Annotated in this window: 19 protein-coding genes; 7 read left to right on the forward strand and 12 right to left on the reverse strand. The window is 70.0% G+C overall.

Going from position 1 to position 21979, the window contains the following annotated elements:
• Positions 1 to 42: 42 nt before the first annotated feature.
• The 3 genes from AC07RV_RS29565 to AC07RV_RS29575 all read right to left on the reverse strand — a co-directional run bounded on the left by AC07RV_RS29565 (position 43) and on the right by AC07RV_RS29575 (position 2282).
• A complete protein-coding gene (locus tag AC07RV_RS29565) occupies positions 43 to 1029 on the reverse strand; it encodes a FecR family protein (protein ID WP_296781289.1) in 987 nt (328 codons plus the stop codon).
• 94 nt (positions 1030 to 1123) lie between these two features.
• Complete coding sequence (locus AC07RV_RS29570) at positions 1124 to 1636, reverse strand: RNA polymerase sigma factor (RefSeq protein WP_296781288.1); 513 nt, start codon at positions 1634 to 1636, stop codon at positions 1124 to 1126.
• A 1-nt stretch (position 1637) separates the two neighbouring features.
• Positions 1638 to 2282, reverse strand: a complete 645-nt coding sequence (locus AC07RV_RS29575) for a TonB family protein (protein ID WP_296781287.1) — start codon at positions 2280 to 2282, stop codon at positions 1638 to 1640.
• Between the two features lie 382 nt (positions 2283 to 2664).
• Between AC07RV_RS29575 and AC07RV_RS29580 the strand changes: the two genes are divergently transcribed.
• Positions 2665 to 3495, forward strand: coding sequence for a hypothetical protein (locus AC07RV_RS29580; RefSeq protein ID WP_296781286.1), 831 nt, complete (start codon positions 2665 to 2667; stop codon positions 3493 to 3495).
• Between the two features lie 42 nt (positions 3496 to 3537).
• On the opposite strand, the gene AC07RV_RS29585 is transcribed toward AC07RV_RS29580, so the two are convergent.
• Genes AC07RV_RS29585 through AC07RV_RS29595 form a run of 3 tightly spaced genes read right to left on the reverse strand, consistent with a single transcriptional unit; the run spans position 3538 to position 7092 of the window.
• A complete protein-coding gene (locus tag AC07RV_RS29585) occupies positions 3538 to 5091 on the reverse strand; it encodes an AMP-binding protein (protein ID WP_296781285.1) in 1554 nt (517 codons plus the stop codon).
• 5 nt (positions 5092 to 5096) lie between these two features.
• Entirely contained in the window at positions 5097 to 6233 is a 1137-nt protein-coding gene (locus tag AC07RV_RS29590) for a DUF5938 domain-containing protein (protein WP_296781284.1), read from the reverse strand.
• 55 nt (positions 6234 to 6288) lie between these two features.
• Positions 6289 to 7092, reverse strand: coding sequence for an SDR family NAD(P)-dependent oxidoreductase (locus AC07RV_RS29595; protein ID WP_093340144.1), 804 nt, complete (start codon positions 7090 to 7092; stop codon positions 6289 to 6291).
• 213 nt (positions 7093 to 7305) lie between these two features.
• Between AC07RV_RS29595 and AC07RV_RS29600 the strand changes: the two genes are divergently transcribed.
• Positions 7306 to 7989, forward strand: a complete 684-nt coding sequence (locus AC07RV_RS29600) for a TetR/AcrR family transcriptional regulator (RefSeq protein WP_093340146.1) — start codon at positions 7306 to 7308, stop codon at positions 7987 to 7989.
• A gap of 1 nt (position 7990) precedes the next feature.
• Here the strand turns inward: AC07RV_RS29600 and AC07RV_RS29605 are convergent, their stop codons facing one another.
• The 4 genes from AC07RV_RS29605 to AC07RV_RS29620 form a co-directional block, all read right to left on the reverse strand.
• On the reverse strand, positions 7991 to 8953 hold the full coding sequence (locus AC07RV_RS29605) for a LysR substrate-binding domain-containing protein (RefSeq protein WP_296781283.1): 963 nt from the start codon (positions 8951 to 8953) through the stop codon (positions 7991 to 7993).
• Positions 8954 to 9045: 92 nt separating this feature from the next.
• Entirely contained in the window at positions 9046 to 10674 is a 1629-nt protein-coding gene (locus AC07RV_RS29610) for a tannase/feruloyl esterase family alpha/beta hydrolase (RefSeq protein ID WP_296781282.1), read from the reverse strand.
• Positions 10675 to 10709: 35 nt separating this feature from the next.
• A complete protein-coding gene (locus AC07RV_RS29615) occupies positions 10710 to 12125 on the reverse strand; it encodes an FAD-binding oxidoreductase (RefSeq protein WP_296781281.1) in 1416 nt (471 codons plus the stop codon).
• Between the two features lie 74 nt (positions 12126 to 12199).
• The gene (locus AC07RV_RS29620) at positions 12200 to 13516 is read right to left on the reverse strand and encodes an MFS transporter (RefSeq protein WP_296781280.1); all 1317 of its coding nucleotides are present in this window, start codon (positions 13514 to 13516) and stop codon (positions 12200 to 12202) included.
• Positions 13517 to 13725: 209 nt separating this feature from the next.
• On the opposite strand from AC07RV_RS29620, the gene AC07RV_RS29625 reads away from it, so the two are divergent.
• Entirely contained in the window at positions 13726 to 14682 is a 957-nt protein-coding gene (locus AC07RV_RS29625; RefSeq protein WP_296781279.1) for a TIGR03571 family LLM class oxidoreductase, read from the forward strand.
• 3 nt (positions 14683 to 14685) lie between these two features.
• Here AC07RV_RS29625 and AC07RV_RS29630 read toward each other — a convergent pair whose 3' ends face one another.
• Entirely contained in the window at positions 14686 to 15927 is a 1242-nt protein-coding gene (locus AC07RV_RS29630; protein ID WP_296781278.1) for a glutamate carboxypeptidase, read from the reverse strand.
• A 114-nt stretch (positions 15928 to 16041) separates the two neighbouring features.
• A complete protein-coding gene (locus AC07RV_RS29635; RefSeq protein WP_296781277.1) occupies positions 16042 to 16905 on the reverse strand; it encodes an IclR family transcriptional regulator in 864 nt (287 codons plus the stop codon).
• Between the two features lie 171 nt (positions 16906 to 17076).
• Between AC07RV_RS29635 and AC07RV_RS29640 the strand changes: the two genes are divergently transcribed.
• From AC07RV_RS29640 to AC07RV_RS29655, 4 genes are all read left to right on the forward strand, one after another.
• Positions 17077 to 18054, forward strand: a complete 978-nt coding sequence (locus AC07RV_RS29640; protein ID WP_203202173.1) for a Bug family tripartite tricarboxylate transporter substrate binding protein — start codon at positions 17077 to 17079, stop codon at positions 18052 to 18054.
• 26 nt (positions 18055 to 18080) lie between these two features.
• The gene (locus AC07RV_RS29645; protein WP_296781276.1) at positions 18081 to 20438 is read left to right on the forward strand and encodes a cytochrome P450/oxidoreductase; all 2358 of its coding nucleotides are present in this window, start codon (positions 18081 to 18083) and stop codon (positions 20436 to 20438) included.
• A 129-nt stretch (positions 20439 to 20567) separates the two neighbouring features.
• The gene (locus AC07RV_RS29650; protein WP_296781275.1) at positions 20568 to 21383 is read left to right on the forward strand and encodes a tetratricopeptide repeat protein; all 816 of its coding nucleotides are present in this window, start codon (positions 20568 to 20570) and stop codon (positions 21381 to 21383) included.
• Positions 21380 to 21973 (forward strand): esterase/lipase family protein, encoded by a 594-nt coding sequence (locus tag AC07RV_RS29655; RefSeq protein WP_296781274.1) that lies wholly within the window; start codon positions 21380 to 21382, stop codon positions 21971 to 21973. Before AC07RV_RS29650 ends, AC07RV_RS29655 begins: the two co-directional genes overlap by 4 nt.
• Positions 21974 to 21979: the final 6 nt, after the last annotated feature.

The following is a 21979-nucleotide window of genomic DNA, read 5'->3' on the forward strand; positions in this document are numbered from 1 at the left end:
GTTTCCGCCGCTGCCGTGCGAGCGGCATGACAGCGCGATCGGTCAACTCAGGATGAACAGGCCGCCGGGCAGCGAACGCGCCTGCAGGCCGAAGGTGTGCTGCAGCTGCGTCAGCGCGCGCTCGAGCGAAGCGACGTAGAAGCTGCCCGTCACCGGCTTGTCGCGCACGCCGTCGTTCATCAGCACGATGCGCCCCGGCCGGTAGCGGTCGATGTCCGCGAGCACCTCGGCCAGGGGCGTGTCGTCGAACACCAGTTCGCCGCGGCGCCAGGCCGAGACGGCGGCGCTCCGAACGGTGGAGATGACATCGATCGATCGATCGTCGTAGCGGGTCTGCTCGAGCCTGCGCAACAGCCGGGTTCCGGCCGGATGGTCGACCTGCACCGAACCCTCGATGCAGGTCACGCAGGCCTTGCCGTCGAGGTAGCGCACCTCGAAGCGGGCCGCGGTGGCGCGCGTGCGCCCCGGTCCCGCGGCGACCATGAACGGTGCATCGCCGCCGAGATCGAACGCGGCTTCGCCGGCCAGCAGGTCGACGCCGTCCGGCTGTCCATCGCCGGCATGCTGGCGGATGCTGGTCCGGGTGTTCAGCGTGACGGTGCTCTGCGCCACGGTCAGCGCGCGCCGCTCGCCGGTCGCGGTGCGCAGGTCCGCGCCCCATTCGTCGGGCGCGGGCCACAGGCCCCCGGGCGGATGAACGATGGCGACACCCGCCACCGCCGCCAGCGCCGCACCGGCCGCACCGAGAAATGCGCGACGCCCCTGCGGGCGGCCCTGCAGGTTGCGCCGGTGCCGCCGTGCCGCCGACGCATCGGTGCGCAGCACTTCGCCGGCCAGCGGCTGCAGCAGCGCCCAGCGCTCGCGCACCGTCCTGTAGGCCGCCTGGTGCGCCGGGCTGGTCTGCAGCCAGCGCTTGAAGCCCTCGGCCTCCCAGGTCTTGACGTTGCCCGCGTTGAGCATGCGCAGCCAGACCCACGCCTGCTGTTGCAAGGCGTCGGGCACTTCGCTCTGTGGTTGTTCTTCGGTCATGGATCACGTCGTCCGGCGGCGCATCGGCGATGCGGGCAGCGGCACATCCGCCACGCGTTCCTAGGGAGACGAACGGGCCGCGCGCGCACTGCAATCATTTTTTATCGGGGTTCATCACGGCGTCGACCGCCTCGTGGGCGCGCTTGAGTTCGTAGGCGACGGTGCGCTGCGACACGCCCAGCCGGTCGGCGGCTTCCTTGTGCGACAGGCCCTCCCAGTGCACCAGCAGGAAGATGTCCTGCCGCCGCGCCGGCATGCGCCCGACGCGCTCGAGCAGCAGCGCCATCTCGGAGCGCGCCTCGGCCGTCCGCGCCGGCCCCGGGGCCGGGTCGACCAGCGACTGCACCTCCTGGACCTCGTCCCACGACAGCGTGCGTGCCTGCCGGCGCCGGATGTCGACCGCGATGTTGACGGCCACGCGCAGCACGTAGCCGACCGGGCTCTGGACCTCGTCCTCCTCCGGCCTGCTCTGCAGCCGCAGCCAGGTGTCCTGCAACGCATCGCCCGCGAGGTCGCTGCTGCCCAGCAGCCGCGTCAGCCGATGCTTGAGGCTGACGTAGTGGCGGGCCAGGTACTCGGTCAGGACCGGGCGCGTCTCCTGCGCCATGTCAGGACGCTTCCCGCGCACACAGCGGACCGCCGGCGGTGGCGTGCGGTTCGATGAACATCGTCAGCGGCTGCGGCAGCGCCGATGGCGGCGGCCGGTCGATCCGCAGCGCCTGCAGCGTGGCCTGCACCGCGGCGTCGCGGCTGGCACTGCCCGTGGAGCCCAGCAGGCGCACGCGCCGGATCTGTCCGCTGGCGTCGACCTGGAAGCGCAGCAGCGAGCGGTAGCTGCCCGGTGCCGTCTGCGGATTGCCGCACAGGGCCTGCCAGACGCGGGCCTGCACCAGGCCGGGGTAGCCGGCCAGGTCGCCGAGTTCCGCCTCGCGCGGCACCGCGGCAGGCGCGATGGCGGCGGGCTTCAGGACGAAGCCGCCGCCCGCCTCCGCGGGAATCGCTTCCGCGACGAGGCCGGTGTCTATCAGCAGCAGTTGCAAGGCCGTCTCGGGCGAATGGACGCCCTGTACGGCGGACGAGCTTCGGCCCGCCACGAGTTCGCCGCGCGCGAGGGTCGGCCGGTGCGTGATGCTGGCATAGCGCTTGATGGCCTCGGCCAGCGGCTGCGCGGGGAGGTCGAACTCGAACTGCGCGCTCGCATCGTTCCACGACGCTGGCGCCTGCGCTGCATCCGTTGCGCACGGCGCATCCACGCCGATAAGACATCCCGCCAGCGCAAACCCACTGAGCGCTGCCAGATTGCCTGTCATCTTGCTGTTCGCACGCGTCCGGAGATTGAAATGAAAGCCCGACACCGGCGAGCCAGCGGGCAAATGTTCGCAAGGCTAGGCAGAACCGGTTACATCGACGTGACAGCGCGATGACCTCGGCTGCGTATCGCAACACGCAGGCGTGCGCCAACAGATGCATGGCGATTTCTCCTACAAGCACCGTCGCCATCGACGCATAGGCGCGTGCGGGCGCTCTTATTAACTTGTGGGTCATCAACAGGGAGCAGCACCTCAGGAGCCAGAGCGACGCGCGAAGGTCCGAGGTTTCTTTTTTTTGCCTTTCTTCCTTCGAAGGACCTTCTTCATGCCCTTGTTCCGTTCGCGCGCCCGCGGCCACGCCACCCTCGTCGCCGCCCTGGCCGGCGGCGGCCTGCTCGCAGCCGCCACGCCCGCCCTCGCCGACCCGTCGCCGGCGCTCGACCGCTTCAGCCTCTCCGTCGGTGCCTTCGCCGCCGATCCCAAATTCGACGCCTCGGTGGGGACGCCCTACGGCTCGCTGCGCACCGGCGACATCAAGCCCGGTCGCGTGACCATGCCGCGCATCACGGCCGACGTGCTGCTCGGCGACACGCAAGGCCTCTCGTTCGACTACTTCCGCTACAAGCGCGACTACTTCGGCGGCCTCTCGGGCGGCACCTCGCTCGGCGGCCTCGGCACCATCGCGGCCTTCGGCAATGCCAACGTCGACACGCAGGTCGATTTCGCCAAGCTCTCGTACAAGTGGTGGATCGGCTCGGGCAACACGGTGCTGGGCCTCGGTGCCGGCGCGGCCTACTACCGCATCAAGCTCGGCGTGAGCGCGCTCGCCGGCGTCAACGGCCAGTTCGGCACGCTCAACGAGAGCTCGAGCCGCGATGCGATCGCGCCGCTGCTCGAGATCGGCGTGCGTCACGCGATCACGCCCGACCTGCGGCTGTTCGCCGACGCCTCGGGCGTGTGGAAGAACGGCGGCAGCTCGCACGGCAACATCTACAACGCCGCGGCCGGCGTGGAGTGGTTCCCGGTCAAGAACGTGGGCCTGGTGCTGGCCTACAACGTGACCAACATCGACATCACGCGCGACAGCGGCACGGCCGACGCGCGGCTGAAGATCCGCCTGCAGGGGCCGACGGCCTCGCTCAAGGCGCGCTTCTGATCGCGGGGAGATCGGCGGCGCAGTGCCGCCGATCTCCCGCCTCTATTCGCCCGGCTCGCGCGTCAAGGTCGCGAGCAGGATGGTGCGCACGTCCTTCTTGAGCACCTTGCCGACCTTCGAGCGCGGCAGGTCGCTCCACACCTCGACTTGCTTGGGCGCCTTCACGCTGCCGATGCGCGCCTTGACGAAGGCCTTGATCGCCTCGGCGTCGATGCTGCGGCCCGCCTGCGGCTGCAGCACCGCCACCACGCGCTCGCCCCATTTCTCGTCGGGCAGGCCGATCACCGCGCTGTCCTGCACGTCGGGGTGCTGCATCAGCGCCTGCTCGACCTCGGCCGAATAGACGTTGAAGCCGCCCGAGATGATCATGTCCTTGGCGCGGTCGACGATGTAGAGGAAGCCGTCGTCGTCGAGACGGCCGATGTCGCCCGTGTGATGCCAGCCGAAGCGCGAGGCCTCCTGCGTGGCCCTCGGGTCCTTGTAGTAGCCCTGCATCACGAGCGAGCCGCGCACCACGATCTCGCCGCTCTCGCCCGTGGGCAGCAGCTCGCCCTCGGCGTTCATCACGCCCACCTGCACCAGCGGCCCGGGCCGTCCCGCCGAGGCGAGGCGATGCTTCGCCACCGAGCCGTCGGCATTGAAGTGCTCGCGCGGCGACATCATCGAGATCATCATCGGCGCCTCGGTCTGGCCGAAGAGCTGGGCCATCACCGGGCCGATCTTCGTGAGCGCCTCCTCGAGCCGCGCGGCCGACATCGGCGCCGCGCCGTACCAGAAGCACTGCAGCGAATCGCGCTTCGTCGCCGCGAGCTCCGGATGCTGCAGCAGCATGTAGATCAGCGTCGGCGGCAGGAAGGCATGGGTGATGCGGTGGCGCTCGATCAGCGCGAGGAACTCGCCGAGGTCGGGCTTGGGCATGATGACCACGCGCCCGCCGAGCGCCATCACCGGCAGGCACAGCACGCCGGCCGCGTGCGTGAGCGGCGCGAGCGCGAGATAGGCCGGCCGGCCCTCGAAGGGATAGCCCATCAGCGTGAGCGCCGACATCGCCTCGAGGTTGCGCCCCGTGAGCATCACGCCCTTGGGCTGGCCCGTGGTGCCGCCGGTGCCCGCGATCATCGCCACGTCGTCGGGCGGCGCGATGTCGAGTGGCGCGTCGTCCAGGCCTTCGAGCCAGTCGTCCATCGAAGGCGCGAAGGCTTGCCGCGCATCGAGGCAGACCAGCGCGCGCAGCTTGGGCAGCTGCGAACGCATCTGCTCGACCATGGGCGCGTAGTTGCCGTGGAACACCAGGCAGGCGCAGTCGAAGGCATCGAGCACGAAGGCGTTCTCGCTCGCTTCGTTGCGCGGGTTGATCGGGCACCACACGCCGCCCGCGCGCGAGATGCCGAACACCGTGGCGAAGGCCATCGCATCGTTGCTCGAGAGCACGGCCACCTTGTCGCCGGGCTTGAGGCCCGCGCGCTGCAGGCCGCGCGCCACACGCCAGCTGATGCGCTGCACCTGGGCATAGCTGAGGTCGGCCTCGCCCAGGGTCAGGCAGGGCGCATCGGCGCCCAGCTGGGCGCCCTTGTCGAGGTAGTCGACGAGACGCATCGGGGTCAGCCCATGCGCGTGAGCACGGGTTCCTGCACCAGGCCGAAGCCGCGCAGCGCGCCCAGCAGCTCGCGATGGCCGAAAGCCTGGCAGCCCGAGGCGAAGCCGGCGCGGCGCGGCGGCTGCTGCAGCAGCGAGGCCGCCGCATAGGCCTGCAGCAGGCCGGTCTGCTTGTAGTTGCAGTTGCCGAAGATCACGCAGTGCACGCGGCCCAGCGGACCGGAGGCATGCACCGAGTCGACCGACTTGTTGATGCGCGGGTTCTCGCGCGGCGGCATGGTGTTCATCACGCTCGATGCCGTCTGCGCCAGCGCCGCGTAGCGGTCCTCCTCGTTCATGCCCTCGGTGGCCTTGAGCGCGGCGGCCACGATCTGCGGCACGCCCATCATCAGCGGCTTGTTGAAGACGCCGCCGAGCACCTTGACGTTGGCCACGCGCGGATCGCGCTTGAACCACACGGGGTGCGAGGTGCCGCCCCAGGGCAGTGCGAGCGCGGCCTCGTGCTGGCCCGGGATCGACAGGTGGTAGAGGCCGGCATCGGGCTGCCACTCGACGTACTCGTTCTGCTCGAGGTAGTAGGCCTTCGACGTCGCCGCATTGACCAGGATGGTCTGCGTCGACGCGATGGTCGGGCTGCCGCCCCAGAACACGGCGATGTCGAGCGTGTCGAGCCCGGGGGTCTCGAGGCACAGCTGCGCCGCGATCTCGCCCGTGGTGTACATGTGGGCCAGGCCCGGCGACAGCAGCAGCCCCGCGGCGGCGAACCTGGCGCCCCATTGCTGGTCGAGCGTGATCAGCCAGTCCTGCTCGCCCGTGGTGTCGGTGTAGTGGCAGCCGGCGTTGAGGCAGGCCTCGACCACCTCAGGGCCGAACTTGGCGAACGGCCCCACGGTGTTGAGCACCACCGAGGCGCCGGTGAAGAGCTCGGTGAGCGCCTCCACCGAGTGCGCCACCTCCACCACCTCGTAGCGCGCGGTCTCGATGCCGGGCACGTTCGATTTCATCGCGGCGTCGAGCTTCTCCTTGCTGCGGCCCGCGGCGATGAACGGGATGTTGTACTCGCGCAGGTACTCGCAGACCAGCCGCCCGGTGTAGCCCGAGGCGCCGTACACGATGACCGGCTTCTTGTTCTTGCTGCTCATGTCGTCTCTCCTTTTTCTTGCCTGATGTGTGACTCGTTCTGTTCGCGCATGGCCTTCACATGCCCATGCCGCCGTCCACCGCGAGGCCGGCGCCGGTGATGAACCGGGCCGCGTCGGAGCAGAGGAAGACCACCACGTCGGCCATGTCGCCGACCTCGCCGAGCCGGCCCAGCGGCGTCTGGCCGATCACGTCGCCGACGGCCGCCTCCACGCTGGGCGCGAGGCCCGCGGCGACGATGTCGTTCGCGAGCTTCATGCCCATGTCGGTGGGCACCAGTCCCGGGTAGATGCAGTTGACGCGCACGCCGTAGCCCAGCTTGCCGGACTCCATCGCGGCCACGCGGGTCGCGCGGTCGACCGCCGACTTGGTGGCCGAGTAGCCCGCGATGGCGGGAAAGGCGATGGTCGCTGCGACCGAGGCGATGTTGACCACCGCGCCGCCCGCACCCGCGGCGCCGCCGGGGCGCATGGCGCGGAACGCGTGTTTCATGCCCAGCAGGGTGCCGGTCACGTTCACGTCGAGCATGCGGCGCAGGTCCTCGGCCTGCACGTCGACCACCAGCGAGGTGATCTCGATGCCCGCGTTGTTGACCACGATGTCGAGCCCGCCGAGCTCCTTCACCGTGGTCTCGACGGCGGCGGCCCAGGCCGCATCGTCGGTGACGTCGAGCGGCACGAAGCCCGCCTTCGCCCCGCCGGACGAGAGGCGCTGGGCGGTCGCCCGCCCCACGTCGGCGAGCACGTCGCCGATCATCACCGCCGCGCCGGCCTCGGTCAGCGCCTGCGCAATGCTGGCGCCGATACCGCGCGCGCCACCCGTCACGAGCGCCTTGCGCCCCTTCAGATCGAACTGTCCCATCGCTTGTCTCCTGTGGTCTGGTTGTGAGATGGAGCGGCCATCCTAGAAATCGTCTTGACGAGTGTCAAGATTTTCTTTGACGACCGTCCAGATTTTTTAGAATGACGCCCGGAACAGGCTGGAACGCCGTTTCGCACGGGCGTGCCATGCGTGCTATGGTTTGCAGATCAACGGACAACGAGAGCGGCTCGCGCATCGCGCGGCGCGGTGGAAATGACGACACGACAGCAGGAACAACCGTCGACGGCCCGGGTGCCGAAGGCCAGGGTCGACAAGTTCGAGGAGCGGCGCGCCGAGCTCGGCGAGGCCGCGCTGACCACGCTCGCCACGCTCGGCTATGCGCGCACCAGCCTGCGCGAGATCGCGCAGAACACCGAGTTCTCGCACGGCGTGCTGCACTACTACTTCACCGACAAGGTCGACCTGATCGTCTGCAGCGTGAAGCAATATAAGGCGCGCTGCGTCAAGCGCTACGACCATGCGGTCGACAGCGCCACCAGCTTCGACGAACTGACGGAAGGCTTCCTGCAGAGCCTGGCCGACACGCTGCGCGACGAGGGCCACATGCACCGCCTGTGGTACGACCTGCGCTCGCAGGCGCTGTTCGAGGCCGCCTTCCGCGACGACGTGACCGAGATCGACAAGAGTCTCGAGGCGATGATCTGGCGCATCATGGTCCGCTTCGAGGAGCTCGCGGGCGTGCCCACGGGCCTGCCGCCCGCCGCGGCCTATTCCCTGTTCGACGGCCTGTTCCAGCAGGCGCTGCTGCGCCACCTGTCGGGCGAGGCCGATGCGGCCGAGCGCATGAAGGACGACGTGCGCGCGGCGATCCTGCGCCTCTTCCCGCGGCCCGCCGAGCTCCGCAAGCCGGCCGCCGCGCGCAAGCGTCGCGCCTGACTCAGGCCTTCGTTTTCTTCGCGGCCTGCACGGCCCGCGCGCCGGCCCATTCGCCCGACGCGCACAGGCCCTGCATCACCTCGGCGATCAGCGCGCAGATCGCGCGCTTGGCATTGCCGGTCGGCAGGTGCACCGACACGCACAGCCCCAGCGTGCGGAACATCGCGCCGGAGGCGATGCGGTGCGCCGCGAGCCGCCCTTCGCTGACTTCGCGCTGTGCGAGTCCCAGCGGCATGATGGTCGGCCCGAGCCCCGCCTCGACCGCGGCCTTGAGCGTGTAGACCGAATTGATCTCGGCCGCCACGCGCGCGGCCGGCTGGCCCGCGGCCTCGAGCACCGCGTCGACCAGCCAGCGCGTGCAGTGCCCATGCGCATTGGCGGGCCACACCAGCGGCCGCGCGGTCGCCTGTTCGATGCTCACCTCGCCCTCGGGCAACGCATGCGGGCTCTGCGGCGATTCGAGAAACACGAAGTCTTCTTCCACCAGCGGCGTGAAGGTCACGTCCTCGGCGGGCATGGTCGGCGAGAACACCGCCACGTCGACGCGGCCGCGCGTGAGCTGGTCGGCCATGTTGCCCGTGAGCTCCTCGTTGAGGTGCAGCACCACGTCGGGATAGCGGCGCGCTGCCGCGCGCATCAGCGGCAGCGCGATCATCGGCGACACGCTCTGCGGCAACGCCGCCACCACCGAACCCACCACCGAATCGGCCGCCACGTGCACCGCGGCGCGTGCGTCGCTGACCTGCTTGGTGATGCCCTGCGCGTATTCGTAGAACACCTTGCCGGCCTCGGTCATCGCCACGCCGTTGCGGCTGCGCAGCAGCAGCTGGGTGTCGAGCTCGGCCTCGAGTTCGGCCATCTGCTTGCTCAGCGCCGACTGCGCCACGTAGAGCTGCTGCGCGGCGCGCGAGAGGCTGCCGCAATCGACGATGGCAACGAAATACTTGAACTGGCGCAGTTCCATCGGCGGGGGGTCTCCGGCCATTCGCCACAGGGTTGCGGGAACGGCCGGCCATTCTAGGCCGCGCGTTCGCGGCCTATGGGTCGGACAAGGCCTCAGTGCACGCAGTCGAAGCTCGCCGCATCCTTCGTGTCGCCCGCGCCCTTGTAGCGCGGGTACGCGGGGTATTTGCACATCGGCCGCGCAAGCGCCGTGGCGCCCGTGGCCGCGTCGAGCTTGCGTTGCACCAGGCCTTGCGCCGACGCGGGCACGCCCTGCTCGACCCAGGTCGCCATCGCCTTCAGCAGGTCGACCTTGTCGGCGCCCGGGCCGCCCGCGCAATGGCCCACGCCCGGCGCGAGGAACAGCTCCACGGTCTGGTCGGCCTTGCCCTGTCCCAGCTTGCCGACCACCTGATCGTAGTAGCGCGAGGTGTCGCGCGCGCTCACCGAGGTGTCGTTGGTGCCGTTCCACAGGATCAGCTTCGCGCCACGCGCATGCAGCCGCTCCAGGTCGGGATCGGCCGCGCTGAACAGGCCGCCGACCACGCCCATGCGCGCGAGCCACTGGTCGGGGTTCCAGGCCAGCGTGTCGAAGGCCGGGTCCTGCGTGATGAACGAGCGCACGAAGCCGTCCGAGAACATGCCCTGGATCGAGTTGCCGCCGAGCGCCGCCTGCGGCCAGATGTACGAGCCCCAGCCATCGGCCGTGTTCTCGAGGCCGAAGTTGTAGCCCGGGTGCGACCAGGCGCCATCGGCGGTGGCGACCGCCGAGGTGATGGTCTTCACCGTGGCGATCTGCGCATCCGACAGGCAGGCATCGCCGGTGTCGGCGCCGCCCGCGCAGCGCAAGGGCGCGGGGTCGTAGTTGCAGGCCGCGGGCTTCGAGACGATGCCGTCGGCCACGCCGTCGAGCGCATCGCACTGCGCGAGCACCGCCTTGGCCAGCAGGGTCTGCTTGGCCGGATTCAGCGTGTTCGCCGGCACGCGCACCTGCTTCGAGATGCGGTTGAACTGCACGAACAGGCCCATGATGTTGCCGGCCGGGGCGCGCGCCACGATGCCGTCGAAGTCCTCGGGGAAGCGCTGCGCGAGCATCAGCGCGTCGTGGCCGCCCATCGAGCAGCCCTCGAAGTAGCTGCGCGCGGGGCCGCTGCCGAAGAAGGCCGCGATCAGTTCCTTGCCCGGCGGCAGCGCGCGATGCTCCGACTGCTGCGTGAAGTCGAGCAGCTTCGCGGGATCGGCCGCGAAGCGCGCCGCGAAGTAGCCGGCATCGCGCACGCCGGGATAGTCGTAGCCGCCATTGGTGCCGATCGTGGCGTAGCGCTCGCTGAAGATCGAGGCGCTGAACTGCGGATCGGCCGCGCTCGGCAGCGCGCCGTCGAAGCCGCCGCCGCCGATGAAGGCCAGCTTGCCGTTCCAGCCCGAGGTCGGCAGGCGCGCCTCGAAGCGCAGGCTCGAGCCCTGGAAGCTCGCGGTGAGCACGCAGTACTCGGGCTGCACGCCGGTGGCGGCCACCACCTTCGCATCGTCGACGCGCACCGCGCCTTCGGCAACGGCGCGGCCCTTGAACGCGGGGCATTTCTCGGCCAGCGACTGCGCGGGCGGCGGTGCCGCCGGCGGCGCGCTCGCCGGTGGCACCAGCGGCACGAAACCGCCACCACCGCCCCCGCCACCGCCACCGCATCCCGCCATCAACGCTGCCGCGGCCATCGCGACCCATGTGTGCTTGTGCGAACGCTTCATCGTCTTGTCTCCTGTGTTGTCGTATTCGGGGGTACTCAGACCGCGGCGTGGCCCACGACCTTGCCGGGATTGAAGATGTCGTGCGGATCGAGCGCGCGCTTGATCGCGCGCATCAGCCCCACTGCCTGCGCGCCGTGCTCCTCGACCAGGTACTGCATCTTGTGCAGCCCCACGCCGTGCTCGCCGGTGGAGGTGCCGCCATGGCGCAGCGCGCGCTGCACCAGCCGGTGGCTGAAGGCCTCGGCGGCCGCGTTCGCGGCGGCATCGTCGGGGTCGACCAGCACCAGGCAGTGGAAATTGCCGTCGCCCACATGCCCGAACACCGGCGCCAGCAGCCCGTGTTCGGCGATGTCGGCCTGGGTTTCGTCGATGCACTGCGCGAGCGCCGACAGCGGCACGCAGGCATCGGTCGTGAGGCTGCGGCAGCCGGCCTGGAGTTGCAGGCAGGCGAAGTAGGCGTGATGGCGCGGCGTCCACAGCCGCGAACGTTCCTCCTGCCGCAGCGCCCACTGGAAGGCGCCGCCACCATGGCCGGCCACGATCTCGCGCACCAGCGCGGCCTGTTCGTCGATCTGCGCCTTGCTCGCGCCGAACTCGAGGAACAGCGTCGGGTGCTCGGCCAGCGTGGTGCGGCTGTGGGCGTTCACGGCGCGGATCGTCAACGCGTCCAGCATCTCGGCGCGCGCGAGCGGTACGCCGAGCTGGATCGCCTCGATCACCACGTCGACCGCCGCGCGCACCGATGGGAAATGCACCACCGCCGCCGCATGCGCTTCGGGATGCGGATGCAGCCGCACCGTCGCCTCGGTGATGAGGCCCAGCGTGCCTTCGGAACCGCAATAGAGCTGCGTGAGGTTGTAGCCAGCCGAGCTCTTGCGCGCCTGCGTCGCGGTGCGCACCACCTCGCCGTCGGCCGTCACCACCGTGAGGTTCACGAGGTTGTCGCGCATGGTGCCGTAGCGCACGGTGTTCGTGCCCGAGGCGGCGGTCGCGACCATGCCGCCGATCGAGGCGTCGGCACCGGGGTCGACCGAGAAGAAGAAACCGCTGTCCGCGAGCGCCGCGTTGAGCTGGCCGCGCGTCACGCCGGCCTCGACCGTGGCCGTGAGGTCGCCGCCGCGGATCGCGAGCACGCGGTTCATGCGCGAGAAGTCGATGCACACGCCGCCCTGCACCGCGAGCAGGTGGCCTTCGACCGACGAACCCACGCCGAAGCCGATCACCGGTACGCGTTCGCGCGCACAGGCGCGCACCACGAAGGCGACTTCGTCGGTGCTCTGCACGAACACCACCGCGTCGGGCGGTTGTGGCGCATAGGCCGATTCGTCGGTGCCGTGCTGCAGCAACACGGCCTGGCTGGTCGACAGGCGTTCCTCGAAACGCCGTTGCAGGAGCGCGAGCAGTTCGGCCGAGGGCGAACGACGCGCAGGGGAGATCACGACCGCATCCATGGGGTGGGACTTTCTGTGGGGGAACCGGGAATGAAGCGCCGCGGGCGAACGCCGCGGCGCGGAAAGACAAAGGCTCAGCGCCGCGCGGCGGCCGGCTTGACCAGCAGCACCAGCACCGCGCCCGCCACCAGCAGGCCCGCGAGCATGTGCAGGCCCGCGTCGATGCTCTGCGTCGCGTCCTTGATCAGGCCGATGAGGAAGGGCGCGCTGAAGCCCGAGAGGTTGCCGAAGGAGTTGATCAGCGCGATGCCCGCGGCGGCGGCCGCACCGCCAAGAAAGGCCGTCGGCATGCCCCAGAAGATCGGCAGGGTCGACATGATGCCCATGGTGGCCAGCGTGAGCCCGGCCATCGCGAGCACCGCATTGCCGTGGAAGGCCACGCTGAGCACCAGCCCGATCGCGCCCACGATGGCGGCCAGCGCGCTGTGCCAGCGGTACTCGAGCCGGCGGTCGGCGCTGCGCGCCATCAGGTACATCGCGACCACGCCGAAGGTCCAGGGGATCGCACTCAGCAGGCCGATGTCGAGCGCGCCCTTCACGCCGATCGCCTTGATGATGCTCGGCAGCCAGAACGAGATGCCGTACAGGCCCGAGGTGTAGGCGAAGTACACCAGCGCCAGCAGCCAGACGCGGCCGTTGCCCAGCACCTCGAGGATGCGCGGCTCGGCCTTGCCCTGGTTCTCGGCCGCGATGTCGCGCGCGATCAGCTCGCGCTCGGCGGTGCTGAGCCATTGCGCGTCCTTCACGCGGTCGTCGAGGTAGCGCCACACGACCAGGCCCAACGCCACGGTCGGCAGGCCCTGCAGCAGGAACAGCCATTGCCAGCCGGCCCAGCCGTTGACGCCGCCCATGCCCTGCAGGATCCAGCCCGAGATCGGGCCGCCGAGGATGCCCGCGAACGGGATCGCCGCGAGGAACAGCGAGGTCGCCTTGCTGCGCCGCGCGGCCGGGTACCAGTAGGTCAGGTACAGGATGATCCCGGGGAAGAAGCCCGCCTCGGCTGCGCCCAGCAGGAAGCGGATCACGTAGAAGGACATCGGCGAGCTCACGAACATGGTGGCGGCCGACAGCAGGCCCCAGGTGATCATGATCCGCGCGATCCAGCGGCGCGCGCCCACGCGGTGCAGCACCACGTTGCTCGGCACCTCGAACAGGAAGTAGCCGATGAAGAAGATGCCCGCGCCCAGGCCGTACACCGCCTCGCTGAACTGCAGGTCGCCCTGCATCTGCAGCTTGGCGAAGCCGACGTTGACGCGGTCGAGGTAGGCCACGATGTAGCAGACGAAGAGCAACGGGATGAGCCGCCAGCCGACCTTGCGGTAGACGGCATCGGCGCCGCCGTCCTCTTGCGCCGCCGCTGCCCGGGGCCGTGTGATCGCGCTCGTGTTCATGGAGTGGGTGTCTCGCTGTGCTGGTGATTCGGTGCGCCGATGGTCGCGGCGGCACGCGAAGGCGCCGCAGCGGGTTTACGCGCAAGATTCATATGGATTGAAGATCGGCGCATCTCCGATCGAGATGCTTGGCGCGGCGGCCTTGTCCCCACGCGGCGCCGGCCGCGATGCGCGTGCGATCATTTCCTTCGCCCCACCTCCTGCCGCCCATGCCCTCCTTCAATCGCGCCTACCAGCAGACCCTCCAGGCCGGCCGACTCACGCTCGGCCTCATGACACCGATCGCGCGCCCCGACGAGGCGATGGCCGACCTCGCCGTGGAACGCGATCTCGCGCAGCGTGCCGACGCGCTGGGCTTCGCGGCGCTGTGGACGCGCGACGTGCCGGTGCTCGCGCCGCAGGGCGAGCGGATGATGCCGACAGCCCCGCTCGACGAGCCCTTCCTCTGGCTCGCCACGCTGGCCGCGGCCACGCAGCGCATCGCGCTCGGCACGGCCGCCGCGGTGCTGCCGCTGCGCCAGCCGCTGCACCTGGCCAAGGCCGCGCTGTCGCTGAACCGGCTGTCGGGCGAGCGCTTCATTCTCGGGCTCGGCTCGGGCGACCGCGAGGCCGAGTTCGCGATCTTCGGCGAGGACATCGCGCAGCGCGCCGAGACCTTCCGCGAGCGCTGGACGCTGGTGCGCTCCGGCCTCTCGCCGCTGGCTGCCGAACGCGCCGTGCTGCGCGAGGCCACGGCGGGCCACGAACTGATGGCGGCGCCGGCCGAACGCATCGGCATGGTGGTGGTGGGGTCGGCGCGGCAGTCGCTGCAATGGACCGCGGCCCATGCCGACGGCTGGGCCACCTACCACCGTGACGAAGCGCGCCAGCAGGGCCGCATCGGCCTGTGGCAGACCGCGCTGCGCGAACGCGCGGGTGGCGAGGCCAAGCCCTTCATCCAGTCGCTGCAACTCGAATTGCTCGAGCGCGCCGACGCGCCGGCCGAGCCGATCGAACTGGGGCTGCGCACCGGGCGCGACGCGCTGGTGGCCTACCTCGACCGGCTGGAGGACGCGGGCGTGGCCCACGTGCTGATGAACATCGCGCGCGGGCCGCGCGATGCGCGCGAGATCGTGGAGGAACTCGGGCGCGAGGTGCTGCCGCGCCTCCAGAGCGCGGCCGCTTGAAGCTCAGTTCGCGCTCAACGCCATCAGCATCCGCGACAGCAGGTACAGCCGCGGCACGATGCTCTCGACCTCCGCGTATTCCTCGGGCGTGTGGATGCCACCGCCCACGATGCCGAAGCCGTCGAGCACCGGCACGCCGACACCGGCCACCAGGCTCGCATCGGCGGCGCCACCGCTGCTCTCGATGGTGAGCTTCTTGCCGATCTCGGCGTAGATGCCCTCGGCGGTCGCCACCAGCTTGTCGGAAGCGGGCGAACGCGGCATCGGCGGCAGGCCGCGGATCAGGCGCACCTTGACCTCGGTGTCGGGGATCAGCTTGTTCTGCGAGATGCGCTGCAGGTCCTTCTCGACGCGGTCGAGCTCCTCGGGCGTGGCGGCGCGCACATCGCCGCGCGCGCTCGCGGTGGCGGGGATCACGTTGGTCGGGCCGTTGGCGGTCAGCACCGTGAAGTTGACCGTGGTCTTCTTCGCGGCATCGGCGATCTTCGACAGCTGCAGCACCTGGTGCGCCACTTCCATCGCGGCATTGCGGCCGGCCTCGGGCGCCACGCCCGCGTGCGCGGCCAGGCCCTTGACCTCGATCAGCGCGGTGGCCGAGCCCTTGCGCTCCACCACCAGGCCGTCGGCCGGGCGGCCCGGCTCGAGGTTCAGCGCCACGTCGTGCTGCTTCGCCACGCGCTCGATCAGCGCGCTGGTGCCGACCGAGCCGGTCTCCTCGTTGGTGTCGATCAGGAAGGTGAGTTGGCCGTAGTCCTTGAAGCCCAGCTGCTGCAGGATCTTCAGCGCCTGCAGGCCCGCGACCACGCCGCCCTTGTTGTCCATCACGCCCGGGCCGTAGGCGCGGCCGTCCTTCACGTAGAAGGGCTTGGCGGCGGCAGTGCCGTCCTTGAACACGGTGTCGATGTGGGCCAGGATCAGGATCTTCTTCTTGCCGGTGCCGGTGAAGGTCGCGACCACGTTGCTGCCGGGATGCGGCTCGGCCGGGAAGGTCTCGATGCGCGCGCCGAGCTGGCGCAGTTCGTCCACCACCAGCGTGCGGACCTTCTCGAGGCCCTCGGCATTGGTCGAGCCCGAGTCGATGTTGACCAGGCGCTCGAGCAGCTTGAGCGATTCCTCCTTCTTCTGCGTGGCGGCGTCGAGCACGGCCTGGTTCGGCTGCTGCGCCGAGGCGGCGCCCGCGAACGCGAGCGCGCAGGCCAGCGCGATGGCCGGGGTGCGAAGGGAGGGGAAGGCGAAAGTCTTCATAAGTCTTGTTGTCCGTTCTTTGTCGATGGCTTGTGGCTCCGCGAGGAGGCGCGCCGCTCCCCGCGACGCGCCGCCGCAGCCTATCGCCCCGCCCGCACGCGGGTCAAGCGCGGCTCAGCATTCCTTCGGTACCAGGTAGCCCAGCACCTCGCTGGTCGCGGCTGCTTCGCGCAGCACGGCGGTCGCGATCTCGCCATCGGCCGAGGGATCGAAGCCGCCGCTCGCGCCCAGCGCGGTGATGACCGCGCACACGCGTCCCGTGAAGTCGTGGACCGGCGCCGCGACCGCGCTGATGCCGCGCAGGTAGGTGTCGCGCACCACCGCGCAGCGCAGCGCGCGCACCTCGGCGCGCAGGGCCTCGATCGGCTGCTTCGCATCGAGCTGCGCGCGCATCTCGCGCGGCGCCGCGGCCAGCTCCTGCTCGGCCAGCTCGCGCACGCTGCGCTCGTTGAGCAGGCCGAGGAAGGCGCGGCCGGTGGCCGACCACAGCATCGACATCACCGAGCCCGCGCGCACGTTGACCGTGACCGGCAGGCCCGGCTCCTCGAAGCGCATCACGGTCGGGCCCTTGTTGCCCATCACGGCGACGAAGCAGGTCACTTCGAGCCCTTCGCGCAGCCGCACCAGCGCGGGCTCGGCCGCGCGCACCGGGTCGGACTGGCGCATCGCGGCCAGCCCGATGCTGATGGCCTCGGGCCCGAGCCGGTAGCGCTGCGAATCGACGTCCTGCGCCACCAGCCCTTCCTGCACCAGGCTCGCGAGGTAGCGGTGCACCTTGGCCGGGCTCTCGCCCACGTGCGCCGCGAGGCCCGACAGCCCCGCGTTGCCGCCCATGCGCGCCAGGCCCTTGAGCACCGCCATGCCGGTCTCGGCCGACTGCACGCGCTGGCGCCGCTCGCGCGGCGCGGGCGTGGCGGACGACCTTGCGACTGCGGCCTTCGGCTTGGCGGGGGCGCTTTTCTTCGGGGTGGAAGCCATGTGCTGATCGTCTCGTTCTCGAAAAAAGTGGCGGGCACCCGATGGTAAGTACGGTGGCCCGAGGGCTTGCCTCGCGATTTACGCTATGCGTACAATCATTACGCAAAACTCGCCGTCGCGGATTTTGACCCCGGATTGCGCTTCCCAGAACCCTAGAAACCAGGAGACACGATGAAGAAGTTCCTGGCCGGCTGCCTGCTGGCCCTCCCCGCGCTCGCCGTCACGAGCACCGCCTTCGCCCAGGCCGCCGCCTACCCCGCCAAGCCGATCCGCTGGCTCGTGCCCTATGCCGCCGGCGGCGGTTCCGACTTCCTCGCGCGCACCATCGGCCAGACGCTGTCGACGCAGGCCGGCCAGCCGGTGCTGGTGGACAACAAGCCCGGCGGCAACACCGCCATCGCGGCCGCGGAGACCGCGCGCTCGGCGGCCGACGGCTACACCGTGCTGTCGGCCGACAACGGCACCATGGTGTTCAACCCCTCGCTCTACAAGACGCTGTCGTACAGCCCCACCAAGGACCTCGCGCCGGTCACGCTGATGGGCCGCTTCCCGATGATCCTGGTGGTCAATCCGGCCAGCGGCATCGCCGACGCCAAGACCTTCATCGCCCAGGCCAAGGCCAAGCCCGGCAGCTTCTCGTACGCCTCGGCCGGCGCCGGCAGCCCGCACCACCTGGCGATGGAACTGCTCAAGACCGAAGCCGGCCTGTTCATGGTGCACGTGCCCTACCGCGGCGCGGCACCGGCCCTCACCGACGTGGCCGGCGGCCAGGTGCAGGCCATGATGGTCGACCTCGCCGCGGGCGCGGGCTTCATCAAGGGCGGCAAGGTCAAGGCCATCGCCGTGGCCAACGCCACGCGGCTGCCGCAGCTGCCCGACGTGCCCACCTTCGCCGAGCTCGGCCACAAGGGCGTGGAAGCCGCCGCGCTGGTCGGCATGGTGGTGCCCGCCGCCACGCCGCCCGAGGTGGTGAACGCGCTCAACAAGCGCGTGGTCGCGGCCATCAACGAACCCACGGTGCGCAAGCGCCTCGAGGACTTCGGCGTCGAGCCCGTGGGCAACACGCCCGCGCAGTTCGGCGAACTGCTGCGCAGCGAGACCGTGCGCTGGCAGAAGCTGATCCGCGACCTGAAGATCACCCTGGACTGACGCGCCGCGCGGAAGGAGCCTTCTCGATGTCCACCGTTTCCGAAGCCGCCGCCGCGCGCACCGGGGGTTGCCCCGTGGCGCACGGCGACCTGTCCGCCGAACGCTCGCCCACCGGCTGCCCGGTGAGCCGGCGCGCCGCCGACTTCGATCCCTTCGAGGACGGCTACCAGCAGGACCCGCCCGAATACGTGCGCTGGGCGCGCGAGCAGGAGCCGGTGTTCTACAGCCCGAAGCTCGGCTACTGGGTGGTCACGCGCTTCGAGGACATCAAGGCCATCTTCCGCGACAACCTCACCTTCAGCCCCTCGATCGCGCTCGAGAAGATCACGCCCACCGGCCCCGAGGCCAACGCGGTGCTCGCGAGCTACGGCTTCGCGCTCAACCGCACGCTGGTCAACGAGGACGAGCCGGCCCACATGCCGCGGCGCCGCGTGCTGATGGACCCGTTCACGCCCGAGGCGCTCAAGCACCACGAGCCGATGGTGCGCCAGCTCGCGCGCGAGTACGTCGACCGCTTCATCGACGACGGCCGCGCCGACCTGGTCGACCAGATGCTGTGGGAGGTGCCGCTGACCGTCGCCCTGCACTTCCTCGGCGTGCCCGAGGAGGACATGGACACGCTGCGCCAGTACTCGATCGCCCACACCGTCAACACCTGGGGCCGTCCGAAGCCCGAGGAGCAGGTGGCGGTGGCGCACGCGGTCGGCAATTTCTGGCAGTTCGCGGGCAAGGTGCTCGACAAGATGCGCCTGAACCCCGACGCGCCGGGCTGGATGCCCTACGGCCTGCGCAAGCAGAAGGAGCATCCCGAGGTCGTGACCGACTCCTACCTGCACTCGATGATGATGGCCGGCATCGTGGCCGCGCACGAGACCACCGCCAACGCCACGGCCAATGCGATGAAGCTGCTGCTGCTGCATCCGCAGGCCTGGCGCGACATCTGCGAGGACCCCGGCCTGATCTCGAGCGCGGTGGAGGAATGCCTGCGCCACAACGGCTCGGTCGCGGCCTGGCGCCGTCTCGCTACGAAGGACGTGCAGGTCGGCGGCATCGACATTCCCGCCGGCTCGAAGCTCTTGATCGTCACCTCGTCGGCCAACCACGACGAGGCGCATTTCGCCGATGCCGACCTGTTCGACATCCGGCGCGACAACGCCAGCGACCACCTGACCTTCGGCTACGGTTCGCACCAGTGCATGGGCAAGAACCTCGCGCGCATGGAGATGCAGATCTTCCTCGAGGAGTTCACGCGCCGCCTGCCGCACATGAAGCTCGCCGAGCAGCAGTTCAGCTACGTGCCGAACACCTCGTTCCGCGGCCCCGAGCACCTGTGGGTCGAATGGGACCCGGCCCACAACCCCGAGCGCCGCGATGCCGCGCTGCTGCAGCAGCAGGTGCCCGTGCGCATCGGCGAGCCTTCGAAGCATGCGATCTCGCGCCAGATGGTGGTGCAAAGCGTGACCCCGGTCGCCGAGGGCGTGGTGAAGCTGCGCCTGGCCACGCCGGACGGCCGCCCCGTGCCGCGCTGGACGCCGGGTTCGCACATCGACATCGAATGCGGCTCGCCCGAGCTCTCGCGCCAGTACTCGCTGTGCGGCGATCCCGCCGAAGCCGACGTGCTCGAGATCGCGGTGCTGCGCGAAGAAGATGGCCGCGGCGGCTCGGCCTGGGTCCATGCCAACATGCGCCCCGGCGACAAGCTCAAGGTGCGCGGCCCACGCAACCACTTCCACCTCGACGAGAGCCGCCAGCGGCTCATCCTGATCGCCGGCGGCATCGGCATTACGCCCATCGCCGCGATGGCACGCCGCGCCAAGGCATTGGGCCTGGCCTACGAGATCCACTACAGCGGCCGCAGCCGCGCGCGCATGGCCTTCGTCGACGAACTGGCGGCGCTGCATGGCGAGCGCCTGCATGTCTACGCGAAGGAGGAAGGCCTGCGCTGCGACCTCGCCGCCCTGCTCGCCACCCCGCGCGAAGGCACCCAGGTCTATGCCTGCGGCCCCGCGCGCATGCTCGACGCCCTCGAGGCCTGCTGCGCCGCCTGGCCCGAGGACTCGCTGCGCGTGGAGCATTTCGAATCGAAGCTCGGCACGCTCGACCCGTCGAAGGAACATGCCTTCGAGGTCGAGCTCAAGGACTCGGGCATCGTCGTGCCCGTGCCGGCCGACCGCACCGTGCTCGACGCGCTGCGCGCCGCCAACATCGACGTGCAGAGCGATTGCGAGGAAGGCCTGTGCGGTTCGTGCGAGGTGCGCGTGCTGGCCGGCAAGGTCGACCACCGCGACGTGGTACTCACGCGCTCGGAGCGGGAGGCGAATGGACGGATGATGACTTGCTGCTCGCGGGCTTGTGCGGGGGAGCGGTTGGTGCTGGAGCTCTGAGCCCGAACCGGGCGCGAAGCATCCGCCGCGAACGCCCGAACTTCTGTCATCGAACTGTCGTTGCAGTTCGGCCCGCCTTCCGCTACCGTGCCCGGCACACGAATATGCAGGGAACGAGGAATGGGAGACATGACAAGGTTCGAGGCCCGCGGCAAGGCTTGCGGGGCACTGCTTCTGTCGCTGCTGCTGGCCGCCTGCGCGACGCAACCCGAAGGAAAGATCGTGCCGGCCACGCAGGCCACGGCTTCCGCCAAGCCGGCGCCCGCCCCGTCCGATGAAGACAACGACGCCAACGCGCAACGGGTGCTGCGCGCACTGTCGTTGATCCAGGCGAAGAAGCCGGCCGAGGCCCTGCCGCTGGCGCAACAGGCCGTCGTCGAGTACGAGAAGCGCTATCGCGAAAGCGGCGTCATCTCGTTCTCGTCGCGCTCCCTGGTCGAAACCCTCGCCTACCTGGGCCAGGCCGCCAGCGCGAACACGCCGGCCAAGGTTCATGGCCCCTGGTTCGGCCTCGCCTACTTCACGCAGGGCTTCGCGCTGGTCGACCTGCACCGGATTCCGGAGGCCAGGCAGGCCTTCGATGCCGCCATCCTGCTGTCGCCGCAGAACTCCAAGTACCTGTCGGAGCGCGGCAACATCGATGCGCTCGAGAAGAACTGGCGCGCATCCTTCGACCGGTTCAAACAGGCACTGGACGCGGCGCAGCTCAGCCCGGAACAGGTGAAGACCTCGGAGACCACGCGCGCACTGCGCGGCATGGCTTTTGCCGAGGTCGAGCTCGGTGATCTCGATGCCGCCAAGGCGCTGCACGAGCGCGCCCTGGCACTGGACCCCACCAACGCGATGTCGCGCAGCGAACTGCGCTACATCGAGCGCCTGCAGCAGCGCGCACCCAAGGTGCGCGCCCCCGACGAAGAAGCGAGGCCGAAGGAACGCACGGCATGAACGTGGTGCTGGTGCACGGCATCTTCGACGACGGCGCGATCTTTCGGCGCCTCGAACGCAGCCTGCGCGACGCCGGCCATCGCTGCTGGATACCCGCGCTCAAGCCCGCGGATGGACGCCGCGGCATCCATGACCTTGCCTGCAAGCTGAAGGCATACATCGACGAACAGCTCGGCCCGACCGAGCCGATCGCCATCGTGGGCTTCAGCATGGGCTGCATCGTCTCGCGCCATTACCTGCAGCTGCTCGACGGGCATGCGCGCTGCGAGGCTCTGTTCGCGGTCTCGGCACCGCACCAGGGAACACTGCTGGCCTACCTCTATCCGGGAAAGGGCGCCCGCGACATGCGGCCCGGGAGCCCGGTGCTCGAGGAACTCCAGCGCACCGAGCATCGGCTCGCGCGGATGGCGGTGTTCGGCTACTGGACGTCTTTCGACGTGACGGTGTTCCCGGCCCGAAGCTCCCACTGGCCTCGTGCATCGAGCAGCCTCGATGCGCGGGCCCTGCTGCATCGGTTCATGCCGGGCAACGCACGCGTCTGCGCGGACATCGTCCAGCGGATGGCCGCCCTGGACGCAGCGCGCGTCTGAAGCGCG

The sequence above is a fragment of the Variovorax sp. GW821-FHT09B01 genome, from assembly GCF_059418345.1.

Bases quoted from the DNA above. Each gene is read 5' to 3' on its own strand.
- AC07RV_RS29590 (WP_296781284.1), bottom strand. From the start codon at position 6,233: ATGAGCAGCAAGAACAAGAAGCCGGTCATCGTGTACGGCGCCTCGGGC.
- AC07RV_RS29600 (WP_093340146.1), top strand. From the start codon at position 7,306: ATGACGACACGACAGCAGGAACAACCGTCGACGGCCCGGGTGCCGAAG.
- AC07RV_RS29625 (WP_296781279.1), top strand. From the start codon at position 13,726: ATGCCCTCCTTCAATCGCGCCTACCAGCAGACCCTCCAGGCCGGCCGA.
- AC07RV_RS29655 (WP_296781274.1), top strand. From the start codon at position 21,380: ATGAACGTGGTGCTGGTGCACGGCATCTTCGACGACGGCGCGATCTTT.
- AC07RV_RS29570 (WP_296781288.1), bottom strand. From the start codon at position 1,636: ATGGCGCAGGAGACGCGCCCGGTCCTGACCGAGTACCTGGCCCGCCAC.
- AC07RV_RS29565 (WP_296781289.1), bottom strand. From the start codon at position 1,029: ATGACCGAAGAACAACCACAGAGCGAAGTGCCCGACGCCTTGCAACAG.
- AC07RV_RS29640 (WP_203202173.1), top strand. From the start codon at position 17,077: ATGAAGAAGTTCCTGGCCGGCTGCCTGCTGGCCCTCCCCGCGCTCGCC.
- AC07RV_RS29580 (WP_296781286.1), top strand. From the start codon at position 2,665: ATGCCCTTGTTCCGTTCGCGCGCCCGCGGCCACGCCACCCTCGTCGCC.
- AC07RV_RS29635 (WP_296781277.1), bottom strand. From the start codon at position 16,905: ATGGCTTCCACCCCGAAGAAAAGCGCCCCCGCCAAGCCGAAGGCCGCA.
- AC07RV_RS29585 (WP_296781285.1), bottom strand. From the start codon at position 5,091: ATGCGTCTCGTCGACTACCTCGACAAGGGCGCCCAGCTGGGCGCCGAT.
- AC07RV_RS29615 (WP_296781281.1), bottom strand. From the start codon at position 12,125: ATGGATGCGGTCGTGATCTCCCCTGCGCGTCGTTCGCCCTCGGCCGAA.
- AC07RV_RS29630 (WP_296781278.1), bottom strand. From the start codon at position 15,927: ATGAAGACTTTCGCCTTCCCCTCCCTTCGCACCCCGGCCATCGCGCTG.
- AC07RV_RS29645 (WP_296781276.1), top strand. From the start codon at position 18,081: ATGTCCACCGTTTCCGAAGCCGCCGCCGCGCGCACCGGGGGTTGCCCC.
- AC07RV_RS29595 (WP_093340144.1), bottom strand. From the start codon at position 7,092: ATGGGACAGTTCGATCTGAAGGGGCGCAAGGCGCTCGTGACGGGTGGC.
- AC07RV_RS29610 (WP_296781282.1), bottom strand. From the start codon at position 10,674: ATGAAGCGTTCGCACAAGCACACATGGGTCGCGATGGCCGCGGCAGCG.
- AC07RV_RS29620 (WP_296781280.1), bottom strand. From the start codon at position 13,516: ATGAACACGAGCGCGATCACACGGCCCCGGGCAGCGGCGGCGCAAGAG.
- AC07RV_RS29605 (WP_296781283.1), bottom strand. From the start codon at position 8,953: ATGGAACTGCGCCAGTTCAAGTATTTCGTTGCCATCGTCGATTGCGGC.
- AC07RV_RS29650 (WP_296781275.1), top strand. From the start codon at position 20,568: ATGACAAGGTTCGAGGCCCGCGGCAAGGCTTGCGGGGCACTGCTTCTG.